The sequence below is a fragment of the Thermococcus aciditolerans genome (assembly GCF_008152015.1).
Classification (GTDB): Archaea; Methanobacteriota_B; Thermococci; order Thermococcales; family Thermococcaceae; genus Thermococcus; species Thermococcus celericrescens.
The window spans coordinates 154605-168706 of record NZ_CP041932.1 but is presented as its reverse complement, the minus strand read 5'-3'; the positions used below and the strand labels follow the sequence as shown (position 1 = coordinate 168706).

The 14102-nt window shown below is 51.2% G+C and carries 10 protein-coding genes, 1 tRNA gene and 1 pseudogene; 7 read left to right on the top strand and 5 right to left on the bottom strand.

Translation table 11 applies throughout. The annotated features are described in order from the left end of the window. The first annotated feature begins 72 nt into the window (after positions 1-72). The 7 genes from FPV09_RS00905 (at position 73) to FPV09_RS00880 (ending at position 9143) form a co-directional block, all read left to right on the top strand. The gene (locus FPV09_RS00905) at positions 73-1626 is read left to right on the top strand and encodes an N-6 DNA methylase (protein ID WP_148882024.1); all 1554 of its coding nucleotides are present in this window, start codon (positions 73-75) and stop codon (positions 1624-1626) included. A 10-nt stretch (positions 1627-1636) separates the two neighbouring features. Next, entirely contained in the window at positions 1637-2725 is a 1089-nt protein-coding gene (locus tag FPV09_RS00900; protein WP_246112330.1) for a PIN domain-containing protein, read from the top strand. Then, positions 2715-3995, top strand: a complete 1281-nt coding sequence (locus FPV09_RS00895) for a restriction endonuclease subunit S (protein WP_148882022.1) — start codon at positions 2715-2717, stop codon at positions 3993-3995. Before FPV09_RS00900 ends, FPV09_RS00895 begins: the two co-directional genes overlap by 11 nt. A gap of 28 nt (positions 3996-4023) precedes the next feature. Continuing rightward, positions 4024-4173 (top strand): hypothetical protein, encoded by a 150-nt coding sequence (locus FPV09_RS11895; RefSeq protein WP_168194708.1) that lies wholly within the window; start codon positions 4024-4026, stop codon positions 4171-4173. 119 nt (positions 4174-4292) lie between these two features. Then, positions 4293-5480, top strand: a complete 1188-nt coding sequence (locus FPV09_RS00890; protein ID WP_148882021.1) for a hypothetical protein — start codon at positions 4293-4295, stop codon at positions 5478-5480. Positions 5481-5538: 58 nt separating this feature from the next. After that, positions 5539-8490 (top strand): type I restriction endonuclease subunit R, encoded by a 2952-nt coding sequence (locus tag FPV09_RS00885; RefSeq protein WP_148882020.1) that lies wholly within the window; start codon positions 5539-5541, stop codon positions 8488-8490. Next, positions 8481-9143 carry a M48 family metallopeptidase gene (locus FPV09_RS00880; RefSeq protein ID WP_148882019.1) on the top strand — a complete coding sequence of 221 codons (663 nt, stop codon included), beginning with the start codon at positions 8481-8483 and terminating at the stop codon, positions 9141-9143. The genes FPV09_RS00885 and FPV09_RS00880 overlap by 10 nt, the downstream gene beginning before the upstream one ends. A gap of 274 nt (positions 9144-9417) precedes the next feature. Here FPV09_RS00880 and FPV09_RS00875 read toward each other — a convergent pair. The 5 genes and pseudogenes from FPV09_RS00875 to FPV09_RS00855 form a co-directional block, all read right to left on the bottom strand. After that, positions 9418-9503, bottom strand: a tRNA-Ser gene (locus FPV09_RS00875). A gap of 16 nt (positions 9504-9519) precedes the next feature. Further along, the gene (rpsJ, locus tag FPV09_RS00870) at positions 9520-9828 is read right to left on the bottom strand and encodes a 30S ribosomal protein S10 (protein ID WP_058938293.1); all 309 of its coding nucleotides are present in this window, start codon (positions 9826-9828) and stop codon (positions 9520-9522) included. A gap of 51 nt (positions 9829-9879) precedes the next feature. After that, entirely contained in the window at positions 9880-11166 is a 1287-nt protein-coding gene (gene tuf / locus FPV09_RS00865; RefSeq protein WP_148882018.1) for a translation elongation factor EF-1 subunit alpha, read from the bottom strand. Positions 11167-11316: 150 nt separating this feature from the next. Continuing rightward, positions 11317-11637, bottom strand: a pseudogene (locus tag FPV09_RS00860) (DUF234 domain-containing protein); the annotation flags it as partial. Between the two features lie 151 nt (positions 11638-11788). Beyond that, a complete protein-coding gene (locus tag FPV09_RS00855; protein WP_148882017.1) occupies positions 11789-13987 on the bottom strand; it encodes an elongation factor EF-2 in 2199 nt (732 codons plus the stop codon). Between the last annotated feature and the right edge of the window lie 115 nt (positions 13988-14102).

Here is a 14102-nt window from a genome sequence, read left to right as displayed (position 1 = left end):
CCCTCTTTTCTTTGCTTCTTCCAGGAGTTAAATATAAGAACCTGGGAGAGTATCCCCTCGTTGGTGTGAATCATGGAGAGAAAGCTCACGGATTTTATCAACTCACCAGCTCAAGAAAACAAGGGTCTGACCCGCGAGGAGCTTGAGAGGGTTCTTAAGAAAGCCGCTGATTTAATCAGGACAAGGGTCGATTACAAGTACATCCTTCTTCTGCTCTTCCTGAAGCGTCTGAGCGACGAGTGGGAGAAGGAGTTTGAGGAGTACGTTAGGAAGCTCATGAAGGAAGGCCTGGACAGGAAGACCGCCGAGGAGCTTGCCCTCAAAGACAGGGAAGCGTACACAATTAACTATCCACCCGAATATCTCTGGAGGAAGCTCCGCGAAAGGGACATCGAAAGTCTTCCCCAGAACCTCTCGCAGGCCCTCAAGAAGCTCGCCGAGCTGAACCCCAACCTCAGGGGAGTCGTTGACCGCTTTGACTTCATGGAGTTCATGCTCCACAGGGACAACGCTGAAATACTCAGGCAGCTCTTTGAGCTCTTCAGCGGGCTTGACTTAAAGAACGCCTCTCCCGATGTTCTTGGTGATGCCTACGAGTGGATTCTCCGCTACTTTGCCCCGCAGAAGGCCAAGGAAGGCGAGGTTTACACGCCGAGGGAGGTCATCAGGCTCCTCGTTGAGATCCTCAAGCCGGAGCCGGGCGAGGAGGTTTACGACCCCGCGATGGGCTCCGGAGGCATGCTCATCGGGGCTTATCTCTACGTCAAGGAGCACCGCGGAGCGGATGAGGCTAAAAAGCTCTTCCTCTACGGTCAGGAGGTAAATCCGACCACCTACGCCCTGGCCGAGATGAACATGATACTCCACGGCATTAAGTCGCCGAAGCTTGCCGTAGGTGATACGCTTCTCAGACCAGCCTTTAAGGAGGGTGAGAGGCTCAAGCGATTCGATGTGGTTATAGCAAACCCGCCCTGGAACCAGGACGGCTACGGCGAGGAAACTCTCAAAAAGGCCGAGTTCAAGGAGGAGCACTTCAAGTACGGCTATCCGCCCAACAACTCCGCGGACTGGGCGTGGATACAGCACATGCTCGCGAGCGCCAAAGATGATGGAAGGGTTGGCATCGTCATAGACAACGGCGCGCTCTTCAGGGGCGGGGCTGAAAAGAAGATAAGGGTGAAGATACTCAAGGACGACCTGCTTGAGGCAGTAATTCTCCTCCCGGAAAAGCTCTTCTACAACACTGGCGCGCCGGGGGCTATAATGATATTCAACAGGAACAAGCCGAAGGACAGGAAGGGAAAAGTCCTCTTCATCAACGCATCCCAGGAATATGAAAAGCATCCCGAGATAAGGAAGTTGAATAGACTCGGCGAGGGCCATATAAAGAAGATCGTCGAGGCCTTCGAGAAGTTCGAGGACGTTGATGGCTTTGCGAGGGTCATTGAGCTGGACGAGATAAAGGAAAACGACCACAACCTAAATGTCACCCTCTACGTCTTCCCGATGGAGGAAGAGGAGGAGATCGACGTTAAGGCCGAGTGGGAGGAGCTGAAGAGGATTAACGAGGAGCTTGCGAGGGTTGATGAGAAGATCGAGGGCTATTTGAGGGAGCTGGGGTATTGAGGTGAGCGACATGACTAATCCCCGCCCAATTCCAATAGTTGAGAGCATTTCTGTTCAAAACATCTACGAGGCTCCAGAATTGAAGCCAATATTTGACGAGTTCCTAGTAGAACTGCCTCCAAGCATGTTGGAGATTATCAAACAATTCGCAGAGCGCATTCTCATAGATATCACAGGGATTAAAGGCAACTTGGAGCTTTCTATTGTTGTTGATGCAAATCAAGTAATATCTCAAGCAATTAACTACATCCGAGATGGTAGATTGCCCCCCATTATTGAACTATCGAAAACGCCATTTGTTAAGCTATATGCTCCCCCATCAATTCGTGAGGAAACTTTGAAAGATAAGAGAAAACTAGAGAAAATCTCAAGGAAGAAGAGAATCCCAGTTAAAGCACTCAAGAGCGCCATTGAGGAAATTCTAGAGCACATCACCTTTAAAGTGCCAGAGGGATATGAAGAATATAAAAAGGCCATGGAATTAGTAGGTGAGCGAGACCCCAAAGACGTGGACTATGTTTGGTTGTACTTCTCAATAAACGCCAACGCTATCGTTTCATCAGACAAGGACATAACTGAGACTACAATCAAAACATGGAAAAACATGGGGCCGTTAAAACACGTTGAAGTTATCCTTCGGAAAGGCTCGCTTTCTTTTGTTGTGTTCTCCTTGGGGGGAAGTGCCATCTTGGATTTCCTATTTAAGACCATTCTGGCCATAATTAGTACAATTCTGGGAATATTGAAAGCTATGTGGAATGGTGTAAAGAGCGTTATCGCATGGATTGGCGAGGGTATTCAGAATCTGTCTGAAACTCAGGCATTGATCCTCTTCATGACTCTTGGAGCTATCCTGTACCGTTTTGGCAGAGAAATTAAAGAGTGGATAGAGAACTTAGTAAATAGTGTTATTGAATTCTTAAAGTCTGTAAAAGACCTTATCGTTGGCCTCTTGGAAGTGATCCTCGACAGTCCGGTAGCTAGGGCCCTAAGAAGCCTGATAGAATACTCTGTGATTCTGACGGAACTCTACAAGGAAATTAACCTTAGGGATCTTGAGGGGAATGTTATCAAAGTAGGTGGTTTCAATGCAAGTTAAAGCCAAGTTCAAGAAAACTCCAATCGGCGAAATTCCCGAGGATTGGAAGGTTGTGAGGCTTGAAGAAGTAGTCCACTTTGAAAGCGGAAAACGACCAAAAGGTGGAGGTCAAGAAACGGGAGAAGTTCCAAGTATTGGTGGGGAACACATTGGTTCCGATGGCAGAATTAAATGGGAAAATATGAAATTTATCCCCAAGGAGTTCTTTACTCAGCTTAGAAAAGGAAAGGTCAAAGTTGGGGACATCTTACTTGTTAAGGATGGAGCAACAACAGGTAAAGTCGCATTCGTTGAGGACATAAAAGGTTACTCCGAGGTTGCTATAAATGAACATGTCTACCTTCTGAGGCCAAAAGACTCTAATACACTTCATAACTTGTTCTTGTTTTATTTCATGTACTCTCCATTCGCCCAAGTACAGATTCAACAGGCATTCCATGGCATGATTGGGGGAATAAAAAACAGCGAACTGAAACGATTACTCTTGTTTCTCCCACCCCTCCCCGAGCAGAAGAAAATCGCCGAAATTCTGCGCACCGTTGATGAGGCCATCGAGAAGACCGACGAGGCCATCGAGCGGACGGAGCGCTTAAAGAGAGGCCTCATGCAGAGGCTTTTAACGCGGGGCATCAATCATGAGCGGTTCAAGAAGACCGAGCTGGGCGAGATTCCGGAGGAGTGGCGGGTTGTAAGAGTTGGTGAAATTTGTCAAAGTATAGTTCCTGGTAGAAATAAACCAAAAAAATTCGATGGTGATATTCCTTGGATAACCCTAGCAGATATAGATGGCATGTACATTGGGGCTTCAAAATCTGGCCTAAATGTGAGCAAAGAGGAAATTAAAAGATGTGGGAATAAAATTATTCCTCCTAATAGCGTCATAATGAGTTGTGTAGGAAAGTTTGGTATTGTTGCAATAACTACAAGGGAAGTTGTATTAAACCAACAACTACACGCTTTTGTGTGCCCTAAAACATTAGATCCATATTTTCTTGCAGTTGCGTTAATGTCCCAAGCTAGATATATGGAATCAATAGCAACTAAAACAACCGTTCCATATCTAAATAAAGACAAGATTAATAGCATTCCCATACCTATTCCGCCCCTCGAAGAGCAAAAACGGATCGCCGAAATTCTCATGACTGTTGACAGGAAGCTCGAACTCCTGAGGAAGCGCAGGGAGAAGCTTGAGAAGGTCAAGAAGGGCCTGATGAGAGACCTGCTGACCGGAAGGAAGAGAGTACTTGTTACAACCGAAAAACATAAATAGTTATAACATCCTTATTGTTAATATCCCGGTGGGCCTCTTGCTCCTGATGACCTTGGGAACCGTCAGCCCCAACATGATTTCAGCAGTCGTTGGAGTGATTGACATGGTGGTTCGAGCAACTTCAAGGTTCCCGAGATGGGGGGCGGCCCTCCTCCGGGTTTCTGGGGGCGACGGGTAGAGGGAGCGGAGACCCGGGGGTAGAGGCTCGGGAGGGCCACCCCTAGGAGGGCGCGGTGATTGGGGTTCAAATCCCCACGCCCCCCAAGTTATATTCTTTTTGCTTGGAGGTCGATCCAGATGGTCGAGACTCCAGAGTGGGATACATTGGTAAAACTGACCAAAAATGGGTCTCTCCCGTTAGTATCACTTTCTTATTTTACTGCTATTTATGCCGCTAGTAGATTGTGCAATGATATCAAATGTTTAGGAATTGCCTTTATCGTATTTACCTTTGGAGTTGCATTAGTTATTTGGTTAATGACAAGATATTCCCAAGTAAACGTCGAAGTAAATCGTGAAAAAACAAAACAGATAACAACAAAAATTATAGAAAAACACTTTTCCCCACTGATTTTGAATTTCTTTAGAGTTCTTGAGCGCAGAGGTGTTTTAACTCTATCTGAGATTGAAAAACGACTATTTGATAACCTCTCACTGGCATTTTTGATAATAGAACGTGGTGAATCACTAGAAAAGACAGATAGGAGGCTGAAATATATTATTAGCAACATTCTTGAACAAAGAAATCCAACACAATACAGGCGATTTCCAGGAATCTCAACATTGTTTAGGCACTTCATGCTCTCAGTAGTTCCAGAGTGGGAAACTATCGACAAAGTTATTCCATTCAACCTCGGTCCAGGATTTTCACTATTTCTCGTGATTCCTCGAAAGCATTTCAAAAACTTGGGAGACAAAATCATAGAAGAGTACAGAAACTATGTTAGCCATTTATATGAGAGGATTCAAAATGATCCAAATATAGAAGAAACTCACAAAGAGATATTTACCCAATGGTTTAACGAATTCTCACCTCCCTCTAACCCAATTATCATTGTCTCCTATCCATATCAGACGACAATTGATATGCTCCTAGAACGACTTCCAGCAGTGAGCGGAGTAACAGGGGAATACATTAAATTCGTCCTTGAATCAAAAATACTTAAACAGAGTTTGGACATTGGAAATATCAAACTAGCATATTTGTTTGAAGCTGCTGGATATAACAAGAAGATAGTAGGCAAACTTATTAATCTCGACAAAAGACTCAAAATAAAGCTCGGTAATGGACAGCAGATAACTCTAACGGAGTTCCTGGGTCTATCAAATCCATACCATCACCTTTTAACTTCGATACAGTCCATAGATTCACAATTATACAATGAAATAGTCACTAACGAGGGACCTCTTACTAATCTTGAAAGGCTAATTAATGATTTAAGATTGGCCCTGTATGGGGTACTGTCCCCAAGGGAAACGGTTTAATCATAAACATCCAACCTCTCTAATGTCCCCAATGTTAACACGCTAACAGGTGTCCCCCATGCCCGCTCAAACCCCCGAATACCTCCAGTGTGAGAAGCCCATCATTGAGCGGTTGGAATCGAAGAGCTGGACTTACAGGAGGGGCATTGAGGTTCTTGAAAACGAAAACGAGCCCCTCTTAATCTCAAGGCTGAAGCGCGCGATAGTGAGGACAAACGGAGTTAGCGAGAGGGAAGCGGAGGAGGCAATCAACCTCCTTAAGGCGAGTCCCTTCGGCGTTGAAGGTTCCCGCAGGGTTCTCGACTACCTCAAGAACGGCGTTCCCGTGAAGGATGAAGAAACCGGTGAGCCCAAGAGACTGATGCTCATTGACTATGAAAACCTCCAAAACAACGAGTTCCTCGTTGCCAACCAGATTGGCTATCCGTTTAAGACCAAGATACCCGACCTAATCCTCTACGTCAATGGCATCCCGCTGGTCATCATCGAGTGCAAAAGGCTGGACGTGAGCTGGAAAAAGGCCTACGAGCAGATTAAGGACTACGAGAAGGAGATGCCCGAGCTCTTCAAGTACGTGCAGGTAGGGATCGCCGTCGGAGATAAACCCGTCTATTTCCCCATAGTGCCGTGGCTCGGGAGCGTCCCGGTCTACGAATGGAAGGGCGAGAGCTTTGATGAGCTGGACAACCTGGTTGAGCTTTTAAAACCTGAGACTCTCCTTGACGTCCTCCGCTACTTCACCTTCTACCGCGAGAGCGGTGGGGCGTTCACGAAGGTTCTGCCGAGGTACATGCAGTACCGGGCGGTTAGGGAGATAGTGAGCATCGCCGTCGGCTATGTAAAGGGCGAGACGGAAAGAAACAGGGGTTTAATCTGGCACTGGCAGGGAAGCGGGAAGACGCTGACCATGATATTCTCCGCCTATAAAATCAAGCGCCTGCTCGGCAACCCCACGGTTTTCTTCGTCGTTGACAGGAGGGAGCTGGAGAGACAGCTGAGCGGCGAGCTTAAAGCCGTGGGGCTGAGCTTTGAAGTGGTAGATTCAATCGAGAAGCTCAAGGAAGTCCTAACCCACGCCGATGGGAAGAGGGGAATATTCATCACGCTCATCCACAAGTTCCGCGCCGAGGACCTCAATGACGTGCTGGAGGGACTCAAGAGGGAAAGCCGGAGAAGAAAGACTATAATGAACCGCAAGGACGTCGTGGTTCTCATAGACGAAGGCCACAGAACCCAGTACGGAGAGCTTGCTTCGACCATGCGCTCGATACTCAAGAGCGCGTCCTTCTTCGCCTTTACTGGCACCCCAATAGCAAAGAAAGGACGCGACACCTACGCCACCTTCGGCTATAAGGACAGACCCTACCTCGACAGGTACTTCATAACGCAGTCCATAGAGGACGGCTTTACCGTGAAGATAGCCTACCAGGCGAGGCTTGAGGAGGACGTTCACCTAAAGAGGGAGCTCCTTGAGGCGTTTCTCTCATCGAAGCTGGAGGAAATCCCGGAGGAGTACCGCGGAAGGGTGGAGGAGAAGCTCAAAAAGCGGCTCAACGCGATAAAGGTGTTCCTAAAAAACCCGAAGAGGATCGAAATGATAGCCCAGGACATAGCAAAGCACTATAAAGAGAGCGTGGAGCCGTTTAAAGCAATGGTGGTAGCGGTTGATAGGGAGTCCTGCGTCTTATACAAGCGCGCCCTCGACAAGTATTTGCCAAGTGAGTACACCGAGATCGTGATGACTTTCAATCGGGACGACAGCGATGTTATCAAAGGATACCAGAAAGAGCTTGAGGAACGCTTCCCCGGAAAAGACATGGGGGAAATCCGCGAGAGAATTCGTGAGGATTTCAGGAACAAGGAAATTCCAAAGATTCTGATAGTTACCGATATGCTCCTCACGGGCTTTGACGCCCCAATCCTTCAAACCATGTATCTGGACAAGCCGCTCAAGGAGCACAGGCTCCTTCAGGCGATAGCGAGGACCAACAGGCCCTTCATCAAGAACGGTGAGAACATCAAGCCCTTCGGCCTCGTTATAGACTACGTGGGCATATTCAAGGAGTTGAAGAGAGCGCTGGAAATCTACGATGAGGTTGATATCGAAGGGGCCGCCTACAGCGTCGAGGAGATAAAGAAAGAGCTCAGGAGAAAGATCGCCAAGGCCATGGGGTACTTTGATGATCTTGAGCCGAGACGGGATAGGGAGACTATAATGAACGCAGTCGAGACACTGTTCAGAAACAACAAGGGCGAGGAGTTCCAGAGGCTGTACAGGGAGATAAGGCACCACTACAAGCTCCTCAGGGAGGACAGAGATGAGTTCAGGGAGGCCTTCAAATGGCTCACGGAAGTCTACTATGCATACAGAGCGAAGGTTGATGGTGTTCCGCCGGAAGTTGAACTCAAAGCCGACGAATTCTTTGAGGAGGCGCTCAGATTCATACAGGAGACCGTTGACATAGAGGAGATAAAGGCCGACTTCCCAGTAATCGAAATTGACGAGGAGTTCCTCAGGAAAGTAATGAGGGAGAGGGATAAGCGGAAGGCGTTTACTAACCTCCTGTTCTCAGCCAGACACTACGTAAACACTCACAAGGGGCCCTTAAGCGAGGATCTGGTTGAACAAGTGGAAAGGATAATCGAAGCCTGGAGGCACAAGAAGGAAGAAATCGAGAAGCTCTATGATGAGCTCCTTGGAATAGCTGAGGAAATAGAAAAGCGCTCACAGGAGCAGAGAGAGCTCGGTTTGAACGAGCTCGAATACGCCCTCCTGATGGTGCTCAAGAGGCACGTAAAGGGCAACACCCGCGAGCTTATCGAAGGGGTCAGAAAGTTGCTCAAGGAGACGGAGGCGCTTAGGTTCACCCGTTGGACGGAGAAAACTGAGGTCGTCAGCGAAGTCTCGCGGAGAATTATGCTATTCATCGTAGGGGAATATAATGGGAAATGTGACGACATCATCAAGACGCGCAACGAGCTCCTAGAGGTGCTCAAAAGGTGGGGATAGAGTATCGCGTGATTCTGAGGGATGTTAAGTATCCCCGCATCGAGATAAGCCCCCTTGGGGAGGTTAAGGTAGTAATCCCACCAAACGCAGATGTAGAGGATCTGATGAAGAGAAAGAAAGAGTGGATAGAGAAGAAGCTAAGGGAAATCGAAGAAGCCAAGATAAAGTTCCTTCCGCTTTCCAATAAGCTCCTACTCGACGGTGAGTTCTACGAACTCGTCGAGTCGGAGGAGTTCGGGGTTAATCCAAAGTTTCACGTGGTTCTCTTGCCAAACAACGATTTGGGAACCCTAAAAAGATGGCTGAAAAGTCAGCTAGGAGAAGAGCTGGAATTCAAGGTGAGACTCTTCTCATCAGTCTTTGGGGTAAAGTACAGGAAAATCTACATCCGCTTCCAGAAGACGAAGTGGGCGAGCTGCTCCGAGAAGGGAAATCTAAGCTTTAACCTGATGCTTATGGCGTTGCCGGAGGAGCTCAGGGACTACATCATAATTCACGAGGTGGCCCACCTCAAATTCCAAAAGCACTCCCGAGCATTTTGGGCGCTTGTGAGGGATTATTATCCAGATTACATACGTGCTCAGAGAGAACTGAGAGAGTACTGGCTAGCACTCCAGTACAATGAGGTGTGGAGAAAGCTTAGAGAGGTTTAGACGAACCAGTTTTAAGAGAGCAAAGTTTGTCGAGGGACAACTTTTAGAAAACGAGTAGGGGTGAGTTAGTATGTCCTTTAAATTAGCTCACTAATGTAGGTTTTCAGTGGAGAATTTTGCATTTTTAGCGGGTTTCTCAATTTTAGGCGCTCTTCGAGCGCCGAGGGCAGTGAAACACGGGGAAACGGCGATTTGAACTGAAAACCACTTGGAAAATTACGGGTCCAAAAGAGACGTACAAACTTTGATCAAACTTTGCACAGGCAAAGTTTGGTGGCGCCGGGGCAGGGATTTGAACCCTGGTGGGCAGAGCCCACTGGCTCTCCAGGCCAGCGCCTTCCCAGGCTAGGCTACCCCGGCGCATAAAGGAGAGGAATCAGGAGATGAGCTCGATCTCGATGGTGACGTCCTCGGGGACGCGGATACGCATGATCTGGCGCATGGCCCTTTCGTCGGCCTCAATGTCAACGAGCCTCTTGTGAACGCGGAGCTCGAACCTGTCAAAGGTGGCGGTGCCCTCTCCGTCCGGGCTCTTCCTGGTGGTGATCCTTATCCTCCTGGTCGGGAGCGGGATGGGTCCGCTCATCCTGACGCCGGTCCTCTCGGCGATCTGCTTGATCTGGTCGGTGACCTCGTTGAGGGCCTTAATGTCCGTGCTCGCAAGCTTAATCCTTGCCTTCTGCATTTCCGTCCCTCCTAAGGCTTAAGGAAGTAAAGGAAAGGTCAGAGAAGGCCTTCACTCGGCCTTCTGAACGGAGATGACCATACCGGCAGCGACGGTCTGGCCCATGTCACGGATGGCGAACCTGCCCATCTGCGGGATCTCCTTGACCGGCTCGATGACCATCGGCTTGGTCGGCCTGAGGACGACGATGGCGGAGTCACCGGTCTTGATGAACTGCGGGTTCTCCTCGACGATGTTACCGGTCCTCGGGTCGAGCTTGGCGAGGATCTGCTCGAACCTGACGGCGACCTGGAGGGTGTGCGCGTGGAGAACCGGGGTGTAGCCGACGGTGATGGCGGTCGGGTGGTTGAGGACGATGATCTGGGCCTTGAAGGTGTCCTTCGGCCTGACGACGGTCGGCGGGTTGTTGGTGTGTCCGGCAACGTCACCGCGCTTTATGTCGTTCTTACCAACGCCACGGACGTTGAATCCGATGTTGTCACCCGGAAGGGCCTCGGGCATGGACTCGTGGTGCATCTCGATGCTCTTGACCTCACCCTGGATGGCCTTGTGGAAGATGGTGCTGGCCGGCTCGAAGATGACGACGTCACCGACCTTGAGGACACCGGTCTCGACACGGCCGACCGGGACGGTACCGACACCCTTAATGGAGTAGACGTCCTGGATCGGGATGCGGAGCGGCTTGTCGGTCGGCTTCGGCGGCTCCGGTATCTGGTCGAGGGCCTCGAAGAGGGTCGGGCCGTTGTACCAGGGCATCTTGTCGCTCTTCTTGACGATGTTGTCGCCCTCCCAAGCGCTGGTCGGGATGACCTGGACGTTCTTGTAGCCGAGCATCATGAGGAGCTTCTTAACCTGCTCGGCGACCTGCTTGAACTTCTTCTCGTCGTAGTTGACCATGTCCATCTTGTTGAGGGAGACGATGATGTGGTTGATACCGAGGGTCTTGGCGAGGAAGGCGTGCTCCTTGGTCTGCGGCATGACACCGTCGGTGACGGCGACGACGAGAACGGCGGCGTCAGCCTGGCTGGCACCGGTGATCATGTTCTTAACGAAGTCCCTGTGGCCCGGAGCGTCGATGATGGTGATGTACCTGTGCGGGGTCTCGAACTTGGTGTGGGCGACGTCGATGGTGATACCCCTCTCGCGCTCCTCCTTGAGCCTGTCCATGACCCAAGCGAACTTGAAGGACTTACCCTTCTCACCCATCTGCTCGAACTTCTGGATGATGTTCTCCGGAATGTTCTGGCTGTCGAACAGGAGCCTTCCAACGGTGGTGCTCTTTCCGTGGTCGACGTGTCCGATAAAGACAATGTTAATGTGCGGCTTCTCCTTAGCCATTTCCATACACCTCCAAACTTTGGTCTAGTCCGATTGACTAGGATGGCTTTTTAAATCTTTCGAACCTCGGCCCCCTCGGGCGGGAAACCCGCCATTTATCGGGGAGGCCTCACGAGTTCCGTGCTTAACTTACGAAGCGGGTTTAAAAAGTTAACTAATGGGTTTTGGACGGGAATTTGTTAATTTTCGGGAATGCACTTTAAAATCACCCAAATCCAAAACCCTCAAGCCTTCGGCGTTCAATCTTTCCTTTCCGTCAACTTTCTTGGCAACCAGCCCCAGTGCTTTTTTCCAGTCTTCGAGGCCAACTAACTCGCTCTTCCGCTCCAAGTCCCTCAAAATCCCCCGCGCTTCCCTCGCACCCAGCTCCTTCCACTTCACCTCGACGAACAAAGCATTTTTCTCGCGCTCGTTTAACGCGAGGAGATCGATCTCCTCCCCCTTGTGCCATCAGCGACCGAGTTTCGTGAAGTGGAGCTGGTTGTTGTCTATTGAATAAAGCCCCCTCTTACCAAGTTCCCCCTCATGTCTTACGAAAGTTTGTCTACTCAGGAGTATACTACTTATGCTTCAACTATTTAAGAAGGCAAGAGAAGAGAAAAGTTCAGAGGGCGGAAAGCCCTCACTGCTGCGGGCAGACGTCCTGCTCCCTCGGCGGGTTCGGGTCGAGACCCTTCCTCTGCCTGATCTGCCTGATGATGTTGGTGGCCAGCTCTCCCGGAACCCTCTTGAAGCCGGCGTGCTCGGTGCTCCAGAGGGCCCTTCCGCTGGTGGCGCCACGGATGGCTCCGGCGAATCCGAACATCTCGGCGACCGGGGCCTCCGAGATGATGATCATGACCTCGCCCTCCTGCCTCATGTCGATGAGCTGGCCGCGCCTCTGGTTGATCTCCCTGCTGACGGCACCCATGTACTCGTAGGGCACGTTGATGATGACCTTCTGGTACGGCTCGTAGAGGATCGGCTGGGCCTTCATCATGGCGCACTGGATGGCACTCCTGATGGCCGGGTAGATCTGGGCCGGACCGCGGTGGACGTTGTCCTCGTGGATCTTGGCGTCGTGGAGCCTGACCATGACCTTCATGACCGGCTCCTTGGCGAGCGGACCCTCGTCCATGGCCTGGTGGAATCCGTCGACGAGGAGGTCCATGACCTCGTTGAGGTACTGGATACCCTTGGTGTTGTCGAGGAATATGTTGCCGTGGTATATGTCAACTATGCCCTTGGCGACCTCGTAGTCCATGCCGAGCTCGGCGAGCTTCTTGGCGACGGCCTTCGGGTCCTTCGGCCTGCCCTCGGGGATGAGTCCCTCGTGGATGGCCTCGTATATCTCGTCCGGAAGCGGCTCCACGGTGATGTAGAACCTGTTGTGCTTGTTCGGGCTCTTTCCTTCGACTATCGGGCTGATCTTGCTGACGCTCTCGCGGTAAACGACGATCGGCGGGCTGACATCGACGTCGAGCTTCCAGTCCTCCTTGAGCTTGACGAGCTTGACCTCGAGGTGGAGCTCACCCATACCGCTGAGGAGGTGCTGGCCGGTCTCCTCGTCGATCTTGACGTGCAGAGTTGGGTCCTCCTTGGCGAGCTGGCGGAGGGCCTCGATGAGCTTCGGAAGGTCCTTGACGTTCTTGGCCTCGATGGCGACGGTAACGACCGGCTCGCTGGCGTAGTGGAGGGCCTCAAACGGCTCGATCTGCTCCTGGGAGACGGTCTCACCGGCCATGGCGTCGCGCAGTCCGGTGACGGCGACGATGTTACCGGCCGGAACGGCCTCCATGTTGACCCTCTCGGGACCCATGTAGATACCGACCTGCTGGATCCTGGCCTTCCTCTTGGCGTTGATGAGGTAGACCTCCTGGCCGGTCTTCACGGTACCGCTCCAGACACGGCCGGTTGAAACCTCACCGGCGTGCTTGTCGAGGATGATCTTGGTGACGACCATGACCATCTTGCCCTTCGGGTCGCAGTTCATCATGGCCTGGCCGACCTCGCTCTCGACGTCGCCCCTCCAGAGGTGCGGGATCCTGTACTTCTGGGCCTCGAGCGGGTTCGGCAGGTGCTTAACGACCATATCGAGGACGACGACGTGGAGCGGAGCCTTCTGCCTGAGGGTCTTGAGGTCGCCGCTGTTGGTGAGCTCGACGATGTCCTTGAAGGAAACGCCGGTCTTCTTCATGTAGGGAACGCTGAGGGCCCAGTTGTAGTAGGCACTTCCGAAGGCAACGCTACCGTCCTCGACCTTGACGAACCACTGGTTCTTGAACTCGTCCGGGGCGTACTTCTTGATGAGCCTGTTGACGTCGGTGATGATCTTGGCGAACCTCTGGAGGATGTCGTTCGGGCCGAGCTTGAGCTCCTTGATGAGACGGTCAACCTTGTTGATGAAGAGAACCGGCTTGACGTACTCCCTCAGGGCCTGCCTGAGAACGGTCTCGGTCTGGGGCATGACCCCCTCGACGGCGTCAACGACGATGATGGCACCGTCGATGGCACGCATGGCCCTGGTAACGTCACCACCGAAGTCAACGTGACCCGGGGTGTCGATGAGGTTGATGAGGTAGTCCTGGCCATCGTAGGTGTGAACCATCGAAACGTTGGCCGCGTTGATGGTGATTCCCCTCGCCTGCTCCTGCTCGTCGAAATCGAGGACGAGCTGCTTTCCAGCTAACTCCTCGCTGATCATTCCGGCACCGGCGAGCAGGTTGTCGCTCAGCGTCGTCTTACCGTGGTCAATGTGAGCGGCAATACCCATGTTCCTGATCCTCTCGGGCTGGGTCATGAGCTCTTTAATCTTCGCAACCATCTCTTCCCTTCTTCCCATTTACACCACCTTCTAACCTGATGAGCTTGTTCACCTCTCACTTAAAAGGTGCGGTTATAAAGCTTTTCCCGGTTGAGAAGCGGCGGCTCGAGGATACGTTCAAACTACTTAAGGG